Source organism: Nocardioides jensenii JCM 1364 = NBRC 14755 (genome assembly GCF_001552535.1).
Lineage (GTDB): Bacteria > Actinomycetota > Actinomycetes > Propionibacteriales > Nocardioidaceae > Nocardioides > Nocardioides jensenii.
Window position 1 is genome coordinate 23,833 of record NZ_BCRJ01000007.1, and the last position, 18,637, is coordinate 42,469.

Below are 18,637 nucleotides of genomic sequence, written 5' to 3' on the forward strand. Positions count from 1 at the left end.
CCCACCCCGGTGCCATGCAGGGTGACATGGGTTGAAGACTTTTTCAACTCATGTAATCTTCATCTTCAGTCGAGCTCAGGGAGGTGAAGATGACGACCAGTATCCCCATCAATCAGGCTAAGGCAGACCTCTTCCGCACCTTGGGACACCCCGTGCGGATCCGGGTGCTCGAGATGTTGGTGGCGCGGCCCACGTCGGTGCGCGACCTGCTCGCCGAGATCGGCATCGAGTCCTCGAGCCTTTCCCAGCAGCTGGCGGTCCTTCGCCGCGCCGGGCTGGTCACCTCGTCCCGCGAGGGCTCCCTGGTGGTCTACGCGGTCACCACGAACGCCGTCGCGGACCTCCTCGTGGCGGGCCGCGGCATTCTCGACTCGTTGTGGAGCGACACCGAGGGTCTGCTCGCCGAACTGCGCGGCTCCTCCTGATTTCGCCGAACCCGATCGGGTCGGCTATTCTCTTCCAGTCCTCGCGCACCACGGCGAGAGATGGGCGCCTGTAGCTCAACGGATAGAGCATCTGACTACGGATCAGAAGGTTTGGGGTTCGAATCCCTACAGGCGCACAGATCGGATTCACCGCATGACCTGCGCAAACGCGTGGACGAGGGCCGCTTCCCACCAGGGGGTCGGCCCTTTTCCGTCTCAAAAACCGGCCCAAAAACTCCCGGCGGGCTGGCTGTCGCCCGGGGTCGTCTGTGGGCGTGATCGAGAGCAGCGTCCCCCCGAAATCGGGCCACGTCCCCCCCCACGTCCCCCCTTTTCGGTGATCGCACCGGCACCGTGACCGTCCCTTGGTGCCACATGGAGACCATCACACACACCAGCACCCCCACCACGCCCGAAGCCGACACCTTGCTGCTCACCCTGGACGAGGCCGCACGCGAGATGCGCTGCGCCCGACGCAGCGTCGAGCGCCAGATCGCCCGACACCGCCTGACCGTGGTCCACATCGGTCGCGCCGTCCGGGTGGAACGCCGCGAGCTCGAGCGCTTCATCGCCCTGATGCGGGACCCGCACGATGGGTATGCCACGGAAGACTGCAGAGCAGACCACCTCGACGACGTACCGCGGAGCCGACGGCAACTGGCACGCCCGGGTCACGATGGGACGACGGCCGGACGGCACGACCGAGCGCAAGCACGTCCAACGCCGCACCAAGACCGAGCTCCGCGAGGCGGTGCGAGAACTGGAGCGCAGCCGGGATGCCGGCACCTACGTCTGGACCCAGGACGACCTCACGCTCGACGACTGGCTCTCGCACTGGCTCGACAACGTGCTCCCGATGACGGCCCGGTGGAAGACGCTGTCCACCTACCGAAGCCAGATGAGTCGCCACGTCCTCCCGAGCCTCGGCAACTGGGGTATGAGCGAGATCCAGCCCGAGCACCTCGAATCGCACTACCGTCGGCTGCAGTCCGACGGGCATTCGGTTCACACCATCCGCGCCGTGCACCGGGTTCTGCGCTCCGCTCTCAACGAAGCGGTACGCCGCCGCCGGCTCGCATCCAACCCGGCCCTCATCGCGCGTCCCCCCAGAGCAGAGGACGTCGAGGTCGAACCCCTCTCGATCGAGGAGAGTCGCCGCATCCTCACCGCTGCCCAGACCAGCACCAGTCCCGCACGCTGGTCGATCGCCCTATCCCTCGGGCTGCGACAGGGCGAGGCGCTCGGGCTCGTGTGGGATGACGTCGATCTCGACGACGGCGTGCTGCGGGTGCGCCGGTCGGTGCAACGACGGACCTGGGAGCACGGCTGTCCCGTCGTCGACGGAGCGCCCTCGTGTGGTCGCAAACGAGGCGCGGAGTGCGACCATCGCACCAATGGCGGGCTGCTCCTCGTCGAGCCGAAGACGAAGGCATCCAAGCGGACCATCGTGCTGCCCCAGCCCCTGGTGGAGGAGCTGCGCTCCCACCGCGCCGGAGTGAACCGCCGCCGGCTGGCGGCCGGTGAGGCCTGGGACAACACGCACGACCTGGTCTTCCCGGCCGCAAGCGGAGGCTTGATCGACCCCGCGCGGGACCACGCTGAATGGAAGACCCTGCTGAAGCGGGCTGGCGTGCGCGACGCACGTCTGCACGACGCCATGCACACCGCCGCGACCCTGCTGCTCCTGCAGAACGTCGACATCCGCACCGTCATGTCCATCATGGGCTGGACCGAGATGGCCACCGCCCAGCGCTACACCCACGCCGTCGACGAGCTACGCCGGCGCGCAGCCCGCCAGATGGGGGCGCTGCTGTGGGACGAGCAGGTCGGCGGTTGATCGAAGTGATCCTTCTCCCTGGCGCGCAGGGAGATGTCCAGACGTCGCCCATGTCGCTGATCGCGCGGCGGGTCAGGGGCCGAGAGTGCCGATGGGAAGCACGGTGACGCCGTCGGGTCGGCGGTAGGCGAACCCGGTGGAGGTGACGACGCCCAACGCCGTCGGTGGCCCAACCTTGCTCTGGTCGACCTTCTCAGAGAAGGACAACAGTGCTGCCGCCGCTTTGTCCGTGTCGGCGGGGTTCAACTTGACCTCGAGCGCGCCCCATCGGCCGTCGGGCAAGGTGACGACGACGTCGACTTCGTTCTGGTTCTGGTCTCGCCAGTGTTGGACCCGACCCCCGAGTTTCTGGGCATAGACGCGTACGTCGCGTACCACCAGGTTCTCGAAGAAGAAGCCGGTGGCGTTGAGATCTCCCAGGAGCTGGGCGGGTCCTTGTCCGAGTGCTGCAATGGCGATGGACGGATCGACGAAGTAGCGGGTGGGTGACGACTGCAGCGGGGTGGCGGAGCGCATGTGCGGCGCCCACGCGGGCGAGTTCTCGATCAGACGCAACCGGGACAGCGAATCGAGGTATCCGTCGACGGTGGCCCGCGCAATCGGTCCCTCTGCTCCGCCGACGTCCTTGGCCAGCGCGGTGACCTTCGCGGAGGTGCCGACGTTACGGGCCAGTGAGTGCAGCAGCCGACGGAGGTTGTCAGGATCGCGTCGCCGTGCGCCAAGCTGTTGGATGTCGACCAGGACGATCTGGTCCAGGTAGTCGCGCAGCCACCGGCCGGCATCCTGGGGACTGGCATCCAGCAGGGCCGGCCAACCCCCGATGCAGAGCCGGTCGATGACGTCAGGAACTGTGAGGCCCGAGTCCTGCGCGGTGATCTTGTCGCCGGCCAGCACGGCTTTCAGTGACGCCTGCCCGGTGGAGTGCCCGGACTCCATCAGCGACATGGGGCGCATCTGGATCACCGCGATGCGGCCGGCCCCGGAGTGCCGGTTGATGTCCTCTCTGGGCGTCGCCGACCCGGTCAGGATGTACAGCCCCTTGGCAGGGGCGCGGTCGTCGACGGCGCGGCGGACCCGGTCCCACAAGGTGGGGACGACCTGCCATTCATCGAACAGCACCGGGCTGGGGTTATCGAGCAGCACGTCAGGAGCGACGCTGGCCGCGTTGCGGGCGTCCTGGTCCACGTCAAACCGGTAGGCAGTTGTTGCCTTCTGGCTCGCGGTCTCGGTCTTGCCGCACGCCTTCGGGCCCTCGATCAGGACAGCGCCGATTGCGCTCAGCCGTTCAGCGAGCTCGCCGTCCAGGACGCGCTGGCGGTACCTCTCGTCTGCTCCCATCACTTACGCTCCCTTCTCCCGGGGGAAGTCACGCACCGCTGGTGACTTCGTTTGGCAGAAACCCCAGCGTTAACTTTGCAGAAACCATAGCGCCGACATTGCAAAATCAATAACGTAAGGCTTTCGGTGGTGGCCAGCCAGCCACCGTGGATGCTGTGCTGTAACGCACGGTGCAGGTCCCGATCCGCTGAAGCTCGCAGTTCCCTCCAGAGTCAGACACGCCATGCAGGCGGCGAAGCGCCTTGAGGTGCGCGGCCCGGACCTCTCCGTGTCAGCCCATGTCCACCTTGGCGAGCGCCAGCCAGGTGTCGACGACGGTGTCCGGGTTCAACGACATCGACTCGATGCCCTGCTTGAGCAGCCACTCGGCGAGGTCGGGGTGGTCGCTCGGACCCTGACCGCAGATGCCGACGTACTTGCCGGCGGCCCGGCAGGCCGTGATCGCCCGCTCGAGCATGAAGAGCACGGCGGGATCGCGCTCGTCGAAGGAGCCCGCGACCAGTGAGGAGTCGCGGTCCAGGCCCAGGGTCAGCTGGGTCATGTCGTTGGAGCCGATGGAGAAGCCGTCGAAGTGCTCGAGGAACTGCTCGGCCAGGATCGCGTTGGACGGCACCTCGCACATCATCACGACCTGGAGGTCGTTCTCGGCGCGGACCAGGCCGTGCTCGCCGAGCAGGGAGATGACACCTTCGGCCTCGGCCACCGTGCGCACGAACGGGATCATGATCTTGACGTTGGTCAGCCCCATCTCGTCGCGCACGAACTTCAGCGCCTCGGCCTCCATCGCGAAGCACTCCGCGAAGTCCTCCGAGAGATACCGCGACGCACCGCGGTAGCCGATCATCGGGTTCTCCTCGTGCGGCTCGTAGAGGTCGCCGCCGACGAGGTTGGCGTACTCGTTGGACTTGAAGTCGCTCATCCGGACGATCACCGGCTCCGGCGCGAACGCGGCGGCCAGCATCGAGATGCCCTCGGCGACCCGCTGCACGAAGAACTCGCGGGGGCTGGCGTAGGCCTTCACGGTCTCGGCGATCTGTGAGCGCAGCGGCTCGTCCAAGGTGTCGAGGTCGAGCAGTGCCTTGGGGTGGATGCCGATCTGGCGGTTGATGATGAACTCGAGCCGGGCCAGGCCGACGCCGGCGTTGGGCAGTTGCGCGAACGCGAACGCCTGCTCCGGGGTGCCGACGTTCATCATGATCTTGGTGGGGATCTCGGGCATCGAGGCCAGCTCGGTCTCCTCGATGCTGAAGTCGAGCGTGCCGTCGTACACCAGGCCGGTGTCGCCCTCGGCGCACGAGACGGTGACCTCGCGCCCGTCGGCCAGCTCGCGGGTGCCGTGGCCGGTGCCCACGACGGCAGGGATGCCGAGCTCGCGGGCGATGATCGCCGCGTGGCAGGTGCGGCCGCCGCGGTTGGTGACGATCGCCGAGGCCCGCTTCATGATCGGCTCCCAGTCGGGGTCGGTCATGTCGGCGACGAGAACCTCGCCCTGGACGAACTCGTGCATCTGGTCGATCGAGGTCATCACCCGCACGGCACCGGCGCCGATCTTCTGGCCGATCGCGCGTCCCTCGACGACGACCGTGCCGTTCTTGGCGTTCATCTTGAAGCGCTGCTGCACACCGGCGCGAGACATCACCGTCTCCGGCCGGGCCTGGAGGATGTAGAGCTCACCGTCGAGGCCGTCCTTGCCCCACTCGATGTCCATCGGCCGGCCGTAGTGCTCCTCGATGGTCAGCGCGTGCCGGGCCAACTGCTCGACCTCGGCATCGGTCAGACTCAGCAGCCCGCGCTCGGCGGGATCGGTGTCGACGAACTCGGTGGTCCGCCCCACAGCCGGGTCATCGGTGTAGACCATCTTCGTGGCCTTGGACCCCACGCCGCGCTTGAGCACGGCCGGTCGGCCGGCGCGCAACGCCGGCTTGTAGACGTAGAACTCGTCGGGGTTCACCGCACCCTGCACCACGGCCTCGCCCAGGCCGTACGACGACGTCACGAACACCGCGTCGTCGAACCCGGACTCGGTGTCCATCGTGAACATGACCCCCGAGGCGCCGATGTCGGAGCGCACCATCTGTTGCACGCCGGCCGAGAGGGCGACGGCGTCGTGGTCGAAGTCGTGGTGCACACGGTAGGCGATGGCGCGGTCGTTGTAGAGCGAGGCGAACACCTCGCGGATCGCCTGCAGCACACCGTCGATGCCGACGATGTTGAGGAACGTCTCCTGCTGGCCGGCGAAGGAGGCGTCGGGAAGGTCCTCGGCGGTCGCACTGGAGCGCACCGCGAACGAGACGTCGTCGCGCGCGGCGACCAACGTCTCGTACGCCGTACGGATGTCGGCCTCGAGGTCGGAGGGGAACGGTCGGCTCGCGACCGCCTCACGGAGCGACCGGCCGACCTCGGCGAGCTTCTGGGTGTCGTCGGTGTCGAGGTCGCGCAGGGCCGCGGAGATCTCCTCGGCCAACCCGGTGTCACCGATGAAGCGCCGGAACGCGTCAGCGGTGGTCGCGAAGCCGTCGGGCACCCTGACCCCCAGTGACGCGAGGTTGCTCACCATCTCGCCCAGGGACGAGTTCTTGCCGCCGACCTGCTCGAGGTCGCTCAGGCCGAGCTCGGCGAAGGGACGGACGTTGGTGGACTCGCTCATCGTGTGCTCCTGGGGCGGACGTTCAGGTTGCGGGAAAGCAGGGGTGCATCGACTTCATCCTTCTTGAGCCGTTGCAGGATGATCGTCGAGATCTCCTCCACCGAGATGGTGGAGGAGTCGACGACCGGCAGGCCATACCGTGCGAACATCGCGGCGGTGCGACGCAGCTCGAAGGTGCACTGTTCCAGAGAGGCGTACGTCGACCCGGGCCGACGTTCCTCGCGGACGGCGGCGAGACGCTTGGGCGAGGTGGTCATGCCGAAGCACTTCTCCCTCAGATGACGGACCGGTCGTGGCAGCTCCTCCCCCTCGAGATCGTCCTCCACGATCGGGTAGTTGGCCACGAACAGGCCGTGCTGGAGCGCGAGGTACATCGACGTCGGCGTCTTCCCGCAGCGTGACGGAGCCAGCAGGATGACGTCGGCCTTCTCCAGGCCGCGAACGCTCTGGCCGTCGTCGTGCTCGATCGTGTACTCGATCGCCTGCATGCGGCTGTTGTAGCGCTTGATGTCGCCGAGACCGTGCAGTCGCGCCGGTATCCGGACACCACGGGTCTGCAGGATCGACTCCACCGGCCCCATGTGCAGCTCGAAGAAGTCGATCACCGGGCAGCGGGTGCGCTGCAGCTCATGGCGTACCTCGTCGCTGGCGGCGGTGATGAAGACCAGTGGCGTCCGGGCGCTCTGGTCCAGTGCCTCGTCCAGGCGGGCGACCACCTCGCGGGCCTCGTCGACGGAGGCGATGAACGGGATCACCGTGCGGTCGAAACGGAGGTCCGGGAACTGGATCAGCAGTGCGTTGCCCATCGTCTCCGCGCTGATGCCGGTGCTGTCGGACAGGAAGAAGACCGGCACCACGCCGTCGTTGTCGTCGTTCACCTCGTGCATCCCTCCTGTGGTCTCGGGGACCAGCATCGCGTACCGACGTCAGTCGGCCACCACGGGGACGGCGGCCAGCGCGGCCTGCAGCTCCTCCTCGGAGAGCGCGTCGTCCGACAGTCCGTCGCCGAGGAACGACGCGTAGGCGCCGAGCTCGAGCAGGCCGTGGCCGGAGAGCTGGATGACGATCACCTTCTCCTCGCCACTCTCCTTCGCGGCCATCGCCTCGCGCCGGGCCTGGGCCAGGGCGTGCGAGGACTCGGGCGCCGGCACGATGCCCTCGGTGCGGGCGAACTCGACGCCGGCCTCGAAGCACTCGTTCTGGTGCAGTGCGACCGCGTCGATCAGGCCCTCGTGGACCGCGTGCGAGACCAGCGGTGCCATGCCGTGGTAGCGCAGACCGCCGGCGTGGATCGGCGAGGGCACGAAGTCGTGGCCCAAGGTGTACATCTTGAACAACGGGGTGAGTCCGGCGGTGTCGCCGAAGTCGTAGCGGTACTCGCCGCGGGTCAGCGTCGGGCACGAGGTCGGCTCGACGGCCACGATCCTGGGCGACTGGTTGCCGGCCAGCTTCTCGCGCAGGAACGGGAAGGCCAGCCCGGCGAAGTTGGACCCGCCGCCGGCGCAGCCGATCACCAGGTCGACGTCGGTCTCACCGGCCTTCGCGAGCTGCTTGAGGGTCTCCTCGCCGGAGATGGTCTGGTGCAGCAGCACGTGGTTGAGCACCGACCCGAGCGCATACTTGGCGTTCGGGTCCTGGGCGGCCAGCTCGACCGCCTCCGAGATCGCGATGCCCAGCGAGCCCGGGTGACCCTCCTCGAACGCCCTGCCCGACTCAGTGAGCCGGCTGGGCGAGCGGTGCACGGTGCCGCCGAAGACCTCGATCAGGGTGCGTCGCTGCGGCTTCGAGTCGTACGACGCCCCGACCTGCCAGACCTCGCACGTCACGTCGAACAACGAGCACGCGTAGGCCAGCGCGGTCCCCCATTGGCCGGCACCGGTCTCGGTGGTGAGCCTCGTGATGCCGTTGAGCTGGTTGTAGTAGACCTGCGGCACCGACGTGTTCACCTTGTGCGAACCCGCGGGGGAGACCCCCTCGTACTTGTAGTAGATCCGGGCCGGCGTGCCGAGCTTCCTCTCCCACGTGTGCGCGCGGTACAGAGGGGCGGGGCGGTAGTGCCGGTAGACGTCGCGCACCGGCTCCGGGATCTCGACGTAGCGCTCGGTGGTCACCTCCTGGGCGATCAGCTCGGGCGGGAACAGCGGAGCCAGGTCTTCCGGGCCGACGGGTTGGTGGGTGCCCGGGTGCAGTGGCGGCGGGGGAGGAGTGGGCAGGTCGGCGACGATGTTGTACCAGTGCGTCGGCATCTCGGACTCGTCCAGCAGGAACGTGCGCGGTTCACTCATGGGATCTCCCGGAGGCAGTCAGGTCTGGGTCGGCTCTCCACATCCAACACCAGCCGCCGCCCTGCCGTCCCTGAATCCTGGAGGCTGTGGAGGCGCTGGTTCGAGACGCGGCCCTACGCTCGGGCATATGCTCTCGGCAGCGAAGGAGCGTGACCCATGACCAAGACCATCGTCACCGGCGTCGACGAGAGCGAGACCGCGGCTGCGGCCGCGACCAAGGCGGCCGAGCTCGCGCAGCTGATGGGCGCCTCCCTGCACGTGCTCTCGGCGTACGGCGAGTTCGAGTCGGAGCGGATCAGTCTCGGCAACGAGCAGATCCTGGTCAGCAACGAGCAGCTGGCCCAGAAGGGCGTGGAGGACCTGGTCTTCGGTCTCCGCAAGCGGTTCCCCGACCTCGAGATCACCCTGCAGGTCATGGAGGGACGGCCCGGCGATGCGCTGGTCAAGGCGGCGGAGACGCTGGGCGCCGAGCTGATCGTGGTGGGCAACAAGCGGGTCCAGGGCGTCGCCCGGGTGCTGGGCAGCATCGCCCGTGACGTCGCGGCACACGCGCCCTGCGACCTCTACGTCGTGAACACGCACCAGCGTCGCTGACCCGCCGGCTCGGTCCGCCTCAGGCCGCGAGCTGCCGCACCTCGTGCGGACTCACCGCACGGCGGGCTGTCGTCCGGGCGAGCGCACTCGAGACCGCCAGGCGCAGCGCCCACGGACCGAGGTCGCGGGCCCGTCGACCCAGCCATGGACCACCCTCGGTGAGCAGCCAACGGACCTCGCTGCGCCGTGTGGGCGCCGGCTCGCTGCAGAACGGCGACGGAGCCGGACACGGCAACCCGTGTTGGGTGAGCAGCGCTGCGAACGTGCGTGCCAGCAGGCGATGTCCCCGCTCGGAGGGATGCAGCCGGTCCACCGACCAGAAGGAACGCTCCTGGACCTCAGGGCGGTCGGACAGATCGATGCGCAGGCCCCCGAAGCTGGCATGCAGCTCGTCGTAGGCAGCGTTGAGCTCCTCGATGCGGCGGGTCATCGGGCGTGCCAGAGGGCCGGGGAGGCCGAGGACTGCGCCGTGGTCGTGGAAGCGCACGGTCATCAAGGTGGCTCCCTGCGCGGAGAGGGTCTCGCCACAGTGCAGCAGGTCATCGCGCACGCGTCGGGCATCCCATGACGATCGCAGGGTGTCGTTGAGTCCGACGATCAGTGACGCCACGTGGGGCCTGAGGGCGAGAGCGGAGTCGAGCTGGAGCCGGCGTACGTCCGAGACGGTGGCGCCGGGAACCGCCAGGTTGTCGAACTGGATCTGGTGACGATCGGCCAGCGAATCGGCCAGGATTCGTGCCCAGCCTCGCCACGTTCCGCCCACCTGGTCACCGACCCCGTGGGTGGCGGAGTCGCCCAGGGTGACGAAGCGGACCGGGGTCCTGTCGAGGTCGAACACGGTGCTCACCGCCTTGGTGAATCGTCGGAGCAACGACGCTACGCAGCATGGAGGTGATCCGAATCACCCCGAAGAGGGCTCTTCGACCTCCGATCGGGGATAGAAGCGGTGCGCAGCCACGCCCGACCGGAGGAGCGATCCTGTTCTGAGGGGTGATTCGGCGGACCTCCCGGTTGCGGAAGTCTGGCTGTGCTGCACCTGCCGGGAGGTTGCACGCGTCCGCTCTCCTCCGGCAGAACCGAGAGCGCCTGCCGGAGGAGAAGACGTGCACCCGAGAAGTTGGCTCCAGCCATGGTGACGCCCCAGCCGGTTGTCGTTCTCCACGACGTGCGCTCACGCACCGAACGACGCCTTGTCACCACGTGGGCGAGAGAGACGCATCCCGGTTCCTGCGTCCGCGGGGTTGACGACGGGTGGCTGGCGGACCAGTTCGACGACGACGCACTGCTGGTCCCCGCGAGAGTCGCCTGGGTGGCCGCACCCAGGAGCGACGGGACTCGCACCACCGACATGCTCGGCCACCTCACTCCGCGGCGCCCGTGGCCCCTTGCCCAGCCCCTGCTGGCCCGCCGCGCTCCCGGCGCGGTGACCATCGTCGTCGGCGAGGCGGCAACGCTGGCCGAGCTGCGGAGTCGGTTCGAGAAGGAGCCACCGGGCGGCGACTCCCTGGAGGAGTTCATCAGGCACGCGGCGATCCTGGCCAGTGACCGTGCCGAACGCCGCCTGGTCGGTGACCGCTACAAGGTGCCGCGCCGGGTGGCGGAGCAGATCGCCTCCTCGGCGCGCCTCCGCGACAAGGTCCGCGCCCTCGCAGCCGACACGGGTGCGACGTACGACGAGGTCTTCGGCGAGGTGCAGGACTGCCTCACCGAGCTGACCGCGGTCCAGAGCCCGGCCGTCATCGACGCCTACCGTGCGGTGCTCTCGCCGATGCATGCCCGCGCATGGAAGGTCAACGTCGACGAGAGCGGGCTCGAGTCACTACGGGCACTCAACAAGCACAGCGCGCTGGTCTTCCTGCCGGCGCACCGGTCGTACGCCGACCCGCTGGTGCTGGGGGAGGTGCTGCACACCCACGACTTCCCCCGCAACCACACGTTGGGGGGCTCGAACATGGCGATCTGGCCGATCGGCCCTCTCGGGAAGCGAGCCGGCATGGTCTTCATCCGCCGGGCCAACGCCGACGACCGCGCCTACAAGCTGGCCCTGCGGGAGTACCTTGCGCACCTGGCGGCCAAGCGGTTCAACCTCGAGTGGTACATCGAGGGAGGGCGCACCCGCACCGGGAAGCTGCGGCCGCCGAAGTTCGGCCTGCTCTCCTACCTGACCCGTGCCCTGCAGGAGAAGCGGACCGACGACGTCCAGCTGGTGCCGGTCTCGATCGTCTACGACCACATGCACGAGGTGCATGCCCTCTCCGACGAGCAGGGCGGCGCCACGAAGGCGGCCGAGGGCAGTCGGTGGTTGGCCCGCTACGTGCGCGGCCAGCTCAGCAACAGGGGCAATGCCTGGGTCCAGTTCGGTGAGCCCTTCTCGCTGCGCCAGGCGCTGGCGGATGCTGGGGAGGGCAGCACCCAGCTGGAGAAGGTCGCCTTCCAGATCTGCGACGGCATCAACCGGGCGACGCCGGTGACCCCGACCGCCCTGGTCACCTTCGCCCTGCTGGGAACTCACCACCGTGCCCTGACCCTGGCAGAGATCCGCCGGGTCTCCCACGCGCTGCTCGACTACCTGGACTCGCGGGGCATCACGGGACCGGCCGACGTACTGCGGTCGGACGACGCACTGGTCGCCACCCTCGAGCAGCTCGTGGCCTCCGGGGTCACCAGCCTCTGGTCCGGCGGACCCGAGCCGGTCTGGGCAGTCTCACCCGGCCAGCACCGGGTGGCGGCGTTCTATCGCAACGGTGCGATCCACCATCTCGTGACGAGGGCGATCGTCGAGCTCGCACTGCTCCACGTCGCCGACCGGGACGCCGACACGACTCCGCTCGACGCCGCGTACGCCGAGGCGCTGCGACTGCGCGACCTGCTGAAGTTCGAGTTCTTCTTCCCCACCACCCAGCAGTTCCGTGCCGACGTCGTCGCGGAGTGTGAGCTCATCGATCCCGACTGGTTCGACCGGGCACACACTGAGAGTGGACTGACCGATCTGCTCGCCTCCTCGACGATGCTGGTCGCCCACCGCGCGTTCCGGTCGTTCTTCGACGCCCAGCTCGTGGTGGCCGAAGCCCTGCGCGACAAGGAGCCCGGGAGGGAGCTGGACGAGGAGGCGCTGCTCGGAGAGTGCCTGGGCCTCGGCCAGCAGATGTGGCTGCAGGGACGACTGCACCGCGCGGACTCGGTCTCACGCGAGCTCTACGCGACGGCGTTGAAACTGGCTCGCCACCGCGGCCTCGTCGACGGTGACGGTGACGCGGCCACGGTGCGCAGGGCCCGGGCAGAGTTCGCCGAGACCGTGGTGGACGTGCTCGCCCGGATGAGCCGGATCGCCGAGCTGGAGGAAGCGATCCTCAGCGAAGGCGCGGTGTGATGAGCCTCGAGACGCTCCTCCACGAGATCTACGCCGGACCCAGCGGGCCGGAGATCGGAGCCTTCTTCGACTACGACGGCACCGTGATCACCGGATTCTCGGCGTCGTCGTTCTACGGACACCGGATCCGGGGCGGCGAGATGGGCTTGGGCGAGCTCGCGCACACGCTGTGGGCGGGCGTGCGTGGGGTGAACACGGCCGAGGACTATCGCGAGCTCCTCGACCTCAGCTGCCAGGCATGGGCGGGCAAGACTCAGCAAGCGCTGGGTGACCTCGGCAGACGACTCTTCAAGGACAGCATCGCCGGCCGGCTCCACCTCGAGGTGTGGGAGCTGGTCAAGGCTCATCACGACATGGGCCACACGGTCGTCCTCGCCTCGTCCGCGACCGCGTTCCAGGTCGAGCCGATGGCCGACGCCCTCGATGCGCAGCACCTCCTGTGCACCGATCTCGAGGTCGTGGACGGCGTCCTGACCGGGCGCGTCATCGGCACGCCCTTGTGGGGCCCCGGCAAGGCCGACGCTGTGACGGAGCTGGCGGCCCGAGAAGGCATCGACCTGGGCCGCTCCTACGGCTACAGCAACGGCACGGAGGACGTCCCCTTCCTCTCCACGGTCGGCACCGCCGTCGCCGTCTCGCCGGAACCCGGCCTGCGCGCCGAGGCCGGGGAGCGCGACTGGCGGGTCCTGGAGTGCGTGCCGCGCACCGGGCGCCCGAGCCTGGGGGACGTGGCGCGGACGGCCGGGTTCTACGGCGCCTTCGCCACTGCCTTCGGGACCGGTCTCGGGCTGGGGCTGCTGAACCGGAACCGGGCGCAGGTCTTCGACATCACGGGCAGCGTCGGCTCCGACGTCGGCCTCGCGCTGGCCGGCGTGACCGTGGAGGTGGTCGAGGGTCAGGAGCACCTGTGGAGCGGCCGACCCTGCGTCTTCGTCTTCAACCACCAGAGCAAGATCGACCCGGTCGTCGTGATGAAGCTGCTCCGCCAGCGTTGGACCGGTGTGGCCAAGGCGGAGGCGAAGAAGATCCCGGGCTTCGGGCAGCTCTTCCAGATCGCCGGCGTCGCGTTCGTCGGGCGCACGGGGAACGTCGAGGAGGCCAGGCAGGCCCTGGCCCCGGCCATTGCCAAGGTGCGCGACCAGGGCTTCTCGCTGGCCCTGTCGCCCGAAGGCACCAGGTCGCCGACGCCACGGCTGGGGGCATTCAAGAAGGGTGCCTTCCACATCGCCATGCAAGCCGGAGTGCCGATGGTGCCGATCGTGATCCGGAATGCCGGCGACGTCATGTGGCGCGGTGCCCAGACCCTGCGCCCCGGCGTCGTCGAAGTCGTCGTCCTCCCGCCGGTGGACACGACCGACTGGAGGGTCGAGTCGATCGACCGCCACGTCACCGACGTGCGCGACCAGTTCGTGCGCACCCTCGCTCATTGGCCGGGCCGACCGCGGAGGACACCGTGAACACAGCAGACACCACCCAGCAGGGCTGGGGCCAGGAACCGACGATGAACGCCATCGAGACCGTCATGTGGCGTGCCGAGACCGATCCGACACTCAAGTCCACGATGATCGCCCTCGAGGTGCTCGACCGCGCGCCGGAGTGGGCCGACTTCGTGGCCACTCACGAGCGCGCGGTCGGCGCGGTGCCACGGCTGCGGCAACGAGTGGTGGAGCCGCCGTTGGGTCTGGCCGCACCGCACTGGTCGACGGACCCGCAGTTCGACCTGCACTTCCACCTGCGCCGGTCGACTCTCCCGGCCGGTGCCACCTGGCAGGGCCTCTTCTCCGCGGCCGAGCAGATCGCGATGACCCCGTTCGACCGCGCCCGACCGCCCTGGGAGGCCACCCTCGTCGAAGGTCTGCCGGGCGGCCGCGCGGCGTACGTCCTGAAGCTGCACCACGCCTCCACCGACGGTGCCGGAACCCTCCAGCTGATGCAGGTGCTGCACGCGGCGGCGCCGGTCGCCGGACGTGACGGAGCCGACGACGCGCTTCCGCCGGCGGCTCCCGTGACGGCGTGGAAGGCCCTCGGGGCGCAGGCGCTCGACGCGGCCCGGTCGACTCCTTCCGCGGCGCGTCGGGGCGGGGACGTGGCCAGTCGGGTCGCCGCCTCCCCAGGGAAGGCGCTGCGCGACGGTCTCCGCTACGGCCTGTCTCTGCGCCGGGTCCTCTCGCCGCCACCCGCCGCTCCCTCACCACTCCTCGTCAAGCGCAGTGTGAACTGGCGCTATGCAGCCCTGGACGTCGACCTGGCCTCACTGCGTGCGGCCGCCAAGGTGGCCGGGGGGTCGTTGAACGATGCCTACATCGCCGCCCTGCTCGGCGGGTACCGCCGCTACCACGAGGCCCTCGGCCGACCGGTCCGGGCGATCCCGATGGCCATCCCCATCTCGGTGCGCCGTGACGGTGAGGGCGGGGGTGGCAACCGCTTCGCCACCGCCCGGCTGGCCGGACCGGTTGGGGTCATCGACGCCCGGGAGCGGATCGTGGCGATCGGTGACCTGGTCCGGACGGCGCGCGCCGAGCCCGCGCTCGACAACATCGCGGTGCTGGCCCCCGTTCTCGCCCGGCTGCCCGCCCCGGCGATCGCGCAGATTGCCGGTGGCATGGGCCGAAGCAGTGACCTCCAGGCCAGCAACGTGCCGGGCTCTCGCGAGGAGGTCCATCTCGCCGGGGCCCGGGTCGAGCGGCTCTATCCCTTCGCACCGCTGCCGGGTTGTCCCGCGATGATCACCCTGGTCTCCCATCTGGACACCTGCTGCATCGGAGTGAACTACGACGCGGCAGCCTTCACCGAGGGCGAGCTGTTCCTGTCCTGCCTCGAGGCCGGCTTCACCGAGGTGCTGGCGCTGGCCGGTCCGGACGCCGGAGCCGCCACATGGCTGAGATGACTGCCCAGCCGGATCTTCACACCGGCGGCAGCGGCAGCCCGCTCGTGCTCCTGCACGGCATCAACATGTCGTGGAAGATCTGGCGGCCCGTGCTCCCCGCACTGGAGGAGCACCACGCCGTGCTCGCACCGACGCTGGCCGGGCACCTCGGGGGACCCGGCATCACCGAGGGCGCCCTTGGAATCGCCCCGGTGGCCGACGCGGTGGAGGCGATGCTCGACGCGCAGGGAGTCGAGCGCGCGCACCTCGTGGGCAACTCCCTCGGCGGATGGCTGGCCTGCGAGCTGGCTCAGCGCGGTCGGGCCACGTCGGTCGTGGCGTTCTCCCCGGCGGGAGCATGGGACACCAGGTCCGCCCAGGACCGCATCGTTCGACTGATGCGGTTCGCCGGCCGAAGCGCGCAGTGGTCGTTGACCCCGCGCCTCCTGTCGAACCCCCGTCTGCGCCGCGCAGCCATGCGGGTCGCCCTCGAGCGCGGCGACCTCGTCTCCGACACGGTCGCGCTGGAGATGGTCGATGAGATGCGGGCCTGCGTGCTCCTCGAGGGGCTGCTCGGCTGGATCGACGAGCACGGGTCGATCGCCGACTTCGACATCGACGAGACCTGCCCGGTGCGACTGGCCTGGCCGGTGACCGACCGGACGATTCCCTGGATCCCCTACGGCCGCGCCTATCGGGCGCTGATCCCCCATGCCGAGGTCGTTCCCCTGCGCGGTGTCGGACACGTGCCGATGTTCGACGACCCCGGGCTGGTGAGTCGCACGATCCTCGACTTCACCACCCGCGCTCACGCCCAGTGAGCCCTCGTCCCCCGGGAGGCGCATCTCATGGTGAGCAAGTTTCGCGTTCTGCGGACACGCACCCCACGGATCGGGCACGATTCCTGCTGCCGGGCGTGGGGACCCGAGACTCCGCGTCCGGCACTCTTTGACGAGGTCCGCGCCGTTCCCCCGCGAGCGCGGGCCTCGTCGTCCCCCTGATCCCTCTCGATCGGTGATTCCGGGCTGAGGGGATCGGACGGCTCAGGGGCTGGTCTCGGCCTGCACCGGCTCGGGTGCCGAGGCATCCACACTGGTGGCCCCGAACTGGAGGGCGACGATGCCCACCACGATGAGGGTGAGTCCACCTATCTGGGTGGGGGAGAGCGGTTCCTTGAGGAACATGGTGCCGATCGCGGCGATGGCGAACATGCCCATCCCGGACCACACGGCGTACGCCGTTGCGACGGTCATGCCGTGGGTGAGTGCCTTGGACAGGGCGTAGAAGGCCATCGCGTAGCCGACGGTGACGAAGACCGAGGGGACCAGCCGCGTGAAGGACTCCGAGGCCCGCAGCGACAACGTCGCCGCCACCTCGGTGCCGATCGCGACGGCCAGCCACCACCACATGGCGCTCATGCCACGTAGGTGAGGACGTAGTGGTCCGCCGTACGGCGGCTGCCGGTGATCACGGCGCCAGTCGCCCGCAGGTGCTCCACCTCGCGGGCCAGCTCCTCGTCAGCGACGCTGACCGTGTGCCAGGAACAGGGCGCGGTGTGCGGGACGACTGGGGTGGTCATGCGGCGCTCCCGTCGAGTTGTTCCGCGTTCTTGCGGAGCAGGTCCGCTGCGAAGCGGTGGGCGACCGCGGAGACCGGGGACGGCTCCCAGTAGTGCACCTTGGCCGACTCGGCGAGCGCTGTCTGCTCCTCGGCCTTGGCCAAGCGGAGCAGCTCACCACGGAGCCGATCGAGCAGGGCCTCCGAAGAAACTGTTGACTCCATCATGATCACCATCTCGTGGGAAAACCTGGTTGGGAGTACGACGCTACGGAGGTGTGAACGGCGCCACATCGTCCCCGGGAAGTAGGTGTCTCCTCCCTTGGGGGCGTCGTGGCGCCGCGCGTTCGTCGTGCCTGCTCCGGACGTGAATACACCCGGCCGCCGCGAAGTCGGGAGCGGTGCGGCGACCGGGTGATCTGTGGGGGAGCGCGATCAGTCAGCGAGCTCCTCGGGGGCGAGCAGGTGCTCGCCGATGAAGGTGCGCGACTGGTCGGCGTTCAGCGGCTGGAACATGGAGGCGGCCGAGTCGCGGTAGAGACGCTCGAAGATGGCGCCCTTCTTGAACGACGAGCCACCGACCATGCTCATGGCGTGCCGGCTCATGTGCATGACGTTGTCCGCGATGAAGGTCTTGGCCAGCCCGATGTAGGGGAACCGGAGCTCCATGGGCCAGTTGTCGTCGTAGCCCTCGGTGACCTCGGTGCAGGTGCGGTAGAGCACCCGGCGGGACAGCTCGTAGCGCGAGGCCATGTCGCCGATGCCGTCGATGATGTGCCCGACACCGGACACCTTGACGTCCGCGGCAACCGTGGCGCCGAAGACGGCACCCAGCGTCTTCTTGGACAGGACCGCGCGGGACTCCTCGAGGATGCGCGACTGCATGCCGAGGTAGATGCTGGCGAACATCAGCGACGCCCATTCGAGTACGCCGAACGCACCCGAGCGCCACTCGCAGATGAAGCCGTCCTCGGGCACGTAGTAGCCGTCGAACACGATCGTCTGGGTGCCGGTGGCGTGCATGCCGAGGGCGTCCCAGGTCTTCACGATGCTGATGCCGTCGCCCTGGCCGTTCTCGTCGACCTTGAACTCACCGATGAAGAAGGACTCGGCGTTGACGCGGTCCTCGAAGTTCTCCGGGAGGTTGCCGTCGGCGTCGGTGATGGTGGCGTTGGTGGTGATGATGTCGGCGGCCTCGCACAGCGTGCCCCAGACCTTCTTGCCGTAGAGCTTCCAGCCGCCCCCCTCCTGGGGGATCGCCTTCATGTCGGCCAAGCCGCTGAAGCCGGCGCGCTGCTCGGAGAACGGACCGAACATGATGTCACCGTCGGCGACCCGACCCAGCCAGTACTTGTTCTGGGTCTCGCTCATCAGGCCCATCGTCATGCCGACCATGATGTAGTGCATGTTGTAGGCGAGGGTGATCGCGGAGTCGCCCTTGGACAGCTCGCTCACCACCTTCGACGTGGCGAGCAGATCGCCGCCCAGGCCGCCGTACTGCTTGGGCACGGGGAGGGCTCCGAGTCCGCTCTTCTTGAAGGCCTCGATGGACGGGTAGGCGAACGTGTTCTCGGTGTCGTACTTCGGGCCGATCTCACGGAAGTACTCCGAGAGCTCCTCGGCCTTGGCGAAGACCTTGTCGAACTCGCCCTCGGTGATTGTGTCAGTCATGGTGGCTCCAGTCGTGGTTTCCGGTGGTAGGTGTGGGGTCCGGGTGG

16 protein-coding genes, 1 tRNA gene and 1 pseudogene are annotated in these 18,637 nt (G+C 68.7%); 9 read left to right on the top strand and 9 right to left on the bottom strand.

What is annotated here, in order from left to right:
- Positions 1 to 89 precede the first annotated feature (89 nt).
- From NJ4_RS03960 to NJ4_RS03970, 4 genes and pseudogenes are all read left to right on the top strand, one after another.
- The gene (locus NJ4_RS03960) at positions 90 to 425 is read left to right on the top strand and encodes an ArsR/SmtB family transcription factor (RefSeq protein ID WP_067430527.1); all 336 of its coding nucleotides are present in this window, start codon (positions 90 to 92) and stop codon (positions 423 to 425) included.
- 64 nt (positions 426 to 489) lie between these two features.
- A tRNA-Arg gene (locus tag NJ4_RS03965) sits at positions 490 to 562 on the top strand.
- 238 nt (positions 563 to 800) lie between these two features.
- A pseudogene (locus NJ4_RS27125) lies at positions 801 to 986 on the top strand (helix-turn-helix domain-containing protein); the annotation flags it as partial.
- 31 nt (positions 987 to 1,017) lie between these two features.
- Positions 1,018 to 2,262 (top strand): tyrosine-type recombinase/integrase, encoded by a 1,245-nt coding sequence (locus NJ4_RS03970; protein ID WP_067430530.1) that lies wholly within the window; start codon positions 1,018 to 1,020, stop codon positions 2,260 to 2,262.
- Between the two features lie 72 nt (positions 2,263 to 2,334).
- On the opposite strand, the gene NJ4_RS03975 is transcribed toward NJ4_RS03970, so the two are convergent.
- The 4 genes from NJ4_RS03975 to NJ4_RS03990 form a co-directional block, all read right to left on the bottom strand.
- Complete coding sequence (locus NJ4_RS03975) at positions 2,335 to 3,600, bottom strand: ATP-binding protein (RefSeq protein ID WP_067430533.1); 1,266 nt, start codon at positions 3,598 to 3,600, stop codon at positions 2,335 to 2,337.
- Positions 3,601 to 3,871: 271 nt separating this feature from the next.
- The gene (ppsA, locus tag NJ4_RS03980; RefSeq protein WP_067430538.1) at positions 3,872 to 6,247 is read right to left on the bottom strand and encodes a phosphoenolpyruvate synthase; all 2,376 of its coding nucleotides are present in this window, start codon (positions 6,245 to 6,247) and stop codon (positions 3,872 to 3,874) included.
- A complete protein-coding gene (locus tag NJ4_RS03985; RefSeq protein WP_067430652.1) occupies positions 6,244 to 7,134 on the bottom strand; it encodes a pyruvate, water dikinase regulatory protein in 891 nt (296 codons plus the stop codon). Before NJ4_RS03985 ends, ppsA begins: the two co-directional genes overlap by 4 nt.
- Before the next feature lie 39 nt (positions 7,135 to 7,173).
- Positions 7,174 to 8,532, bottom strand: coding sequence for a TrpB-like pyridoxal phosphate-dependent enzyme (locus NJ4_RS03990; RefSeq protein WP_067430539.1), 1,359 nt, complete (start codon positions 8,530 to 8,532; stop codon positions 7,174 to 7,176).
- 156 nt (positions 8,533 to 8,688) lie between these two features.
- Between NJ4_RS03990 and NJ4_RS03995 the strand changes: the two genes are divergently transcribed.
- Complete coding sequence (locus tag NJ4_RS03995) at positions 8,689 to 9,126, top strand: universal stress protein (RefSeq protein ID WP_067430541.1); 438 nt, start codon at positions 8,689 to 8,691, stop codon at positions 9,124 to 9,126.
- Between the two features lie 19 nt (positions 9,127 to 9,145).
- On the opposite strand, the gene NJ4_RS04000 is transcribed toward NJ4_RS03995, so the two are convergent.
- Positions 9,146 to 9,973, bottom strand: a complete 828-nt coding sequence (locus NJ4_RS04000) for an SGNH/GDSL hydrolase family protein (RefSeq protein ID WP_245644440.1) — start codon at positions 9,971 to 9,973, stop codon at positions 9,146 to 9,148.
- Between the two features lie 282 nt (positions 9,974 to 10,255).
- On the opposite strand from NJ4_RS04000, the gene NJ4_RS04005 reads away from it, so the two are divergent.
- Genes NJ4_RS04005 through NJ4_RS04020 form a run of 4 tightly spaced genes read left to right on the top strand, consistent with a single transcriptional unit; the run spans position 10,256 to position 16,183 of the window.
- Positions 10,256 to 12,496, top strand: coding sequence for a glycerol-3-phosphate 1-O-acyltransferase (locus NJ4_RS04005; protein ID WP_067430544.1), 2,241 nt, complete (start codon positions 10,256 to 10,258; stop codon positions 12,494 to 12,496).
- A complete protein-coding gene (locus NJ4_RS04010) occupies positions 12,496 to 13,953 on the top strand; it encodes an HAD-IB family hydrolase (RefSeq protein ID WP_157550680.1) in 1,458 nt (485 codons plus the stop codon). The genes NJ4_RS04005 and NJ4_RS04010 overlap by 1 nt, the downstream gene beginning before the upstream one ends.
- Complete coding sequence (locus tag NJ4_RS04015; RefSeq protein WP_217996742.1) at positions 13,950 to 15,383, top strand: wax ester/triacylglycerol synthase domain-containing protein; 1,434 nt, start codon at positions 13,950 to 13,952, stop codon at positions 15,381 to 15,383. Before NJ4_RS04010 ends, NJ4_RS04015 begins: the two co-directional genes overlap by 4 nt.
- The gene (locus NJ4_RS04020; protein ID WP_082748153.1) at positions 15,371 to 16,183 is read left to right on the top strand and encodes an alpha/beta fold hydrolase; all 813 of its coding nucleotides are present in this window, start codon (positions 15,371 to 15,373) and stop codon (positions 16,181 to 16,183) included. The genes NJ4_RS04015 and NJ4_RS04020 overlap by 13 nt, the downstream gene beginning before the upstream one ends.
- Positions 16,184 to 16,405: 222 nt before the next feature.
- Here NJ4_RS04020 and NJ4_RS04025 read toward each other — a convergent pair whose 3' ends face one another.
- The 4 genes from NJ4_RS04025 to NJ4_RS04035 form a co-directional block, all read right to left on the bottom strand.
- The gene (locus tag NJ4_RS04025) at positions 16,406 to 16,780 is read right to left on the bottom strand and encodes a DMT family transporter (protein WP_067430552.1); all 375 of its coding nucleotides are present in this window, start codon (positions 16,778 to 16,780) and stop codon (positions 16,406 to 16,408) included.
- Positions 16,777 to 16,941 carry a hypothetical protein gene (locus NJ4_RS25515; RefSeq protein WP_157550683.1) on the bottom strand — a complete coding sequence of 55 codons (165 nt, stop codon included), beginning with the start codon at positions 16,939 to 16,941 and terminating at the stop codon, positions 16,777 to 16,779. Before NJ4_RS25515 ends, NJ4_RS04025 begins: the two co-directional genes overlap by 4 nt.
- On the bottom strand, positions 16,938 to 17,147 hold the full coding sequence (locus tag NJ4_RS04030; protein WP_157550686.1) for a hypothetical protein: 210 nt from the start codon (positions 17,145 to 17,147) through the stop codon (positions 16,938 to 16,940). Before NJ4_RS04030 ends, NJ4_RS25515 begins: the two co-directional genes overlap by 4 nt.
- A gap of 207 nt (positions 17,148 to 17,354) precedes the next feature.
- Positions 17,355 to 18,590 carry an acyl-CoA dehydrogenase family protein gene (locus NJ4_RS04035; RefSeq protein WP_067430558.1) on the bottom strand — a complete coding sequence of 412 codons (1,236 nt, stop codon included), beginning with the start codon at positions 18,588 to 18,590 and terminating at the stop codon, positions 17,355 to 17,357.
- Between the last annotated feature and the right edge of the window lie 47 nt (positions 18,591 to 18,637).

Excerpts from the sequence above, each read along its gene's own strand:
- NJ4_RS03975 (WP_067430533.1), bottom strand. The coding sequence starts at position 3,600 with ATGGGAGCAGACGAGAGGTACCGCCAGCGCGTCCTGGACGGCGAGCTC.
- NJ4_RS04030 (WP_157550686.1), bottom strand. The coding sequence starts at position 17,147 with ATGATGGAGTCAACAGTTTCTTCGGAGGCCCTGCTCGATCGGCTCCGT.
- NJ4_RS04020 (WP_082748153.1), top strand. The coding sequence starts at position 15,371 with ATGGCTGAGATGACTGCCCAGCCGGATCTTCACACCGGCGGCAGCGGC.
- NJ4_RS25515 (WP_157550683.1), bottom strand. The coding sequence starts at position 16,941 with ATGACCACCCCAGTCGTCCCGCACACCGCGCCCTGTTCCTGGCACACG.
- NJ4_RS03985 (WP_067430652.1), bottom strand. The coding sequence starts at position 7,134 with ATGCACGAGGTGAACGACGACAACGACGGCGTGGTGCCGGTCTTCTTC.
- NJ4_RS03960 (WP_067430527.1), top strand. The coding sequence starts at position 90 with ATGACGACCAGTATCCCCATCAATCAGGCTAAGGCAGACCTCTTCCGC.
- NJ4_RS04010 (WP_157550680.1), top strand. The coding sequence starts at position 12,496 with ATGAGCCTCGAGACGCTCCTCCACGAGATCTACGCCGGACCCAGCGGG.
- NJ4_RS04035 (WP_067430558.1), bottom strand. The coding sequence starts at position 18,590 with ATGACTGACACAATCACCGAGGGCGAGTTCGACAAGGTCTTCGCCAAG.
- NJ4_RS03970 (WP_067430530.1), top strand. The coding sequence starts at position 1,018 with ATGGGTATGCCACGGAAGACTGCAGAGCAGACCACCTCGACGACGTAC.
- NJ4_RS04025 (WP_067430552.1), bottom strand. The coding sequence starts at position 16,780 with ATGAGCGCCATGTGGTGGTGGCTGGCCGTCGCGATCGGCACCGAGGTG.
- NJ4_RS03990 (WP_067430539.1), bottom strand. The coding sequence starts at position 8,532 with ATGAGTGAACCGCGCACGTTCCTGCTGGACGAGTCCGAGATGCCGACG.
- ppsA (WP_067430538.1), bottom strand. The coding sequence starts at position 6,247 with ATGAGCGAGTCCACCAACGTCCGTCCCTTCGCCGAGCTCGGCCTGAGC.
- NJ4_RS03995 (WP_067430541.1), top strand. The coding sequence starts at position 8,689 with ATGACCAAGACCATCGTCACCGGCGTCGACGAGAGCGAGACCGCGGCT.
- NJ4_RS04005 (WP_067430544.1), top strand. The coding sequence starts at position 10,256 with ATGGTGACGCCCCAGCCGGTTGTCGTTCTCCACGACGTGCGCTCACGC.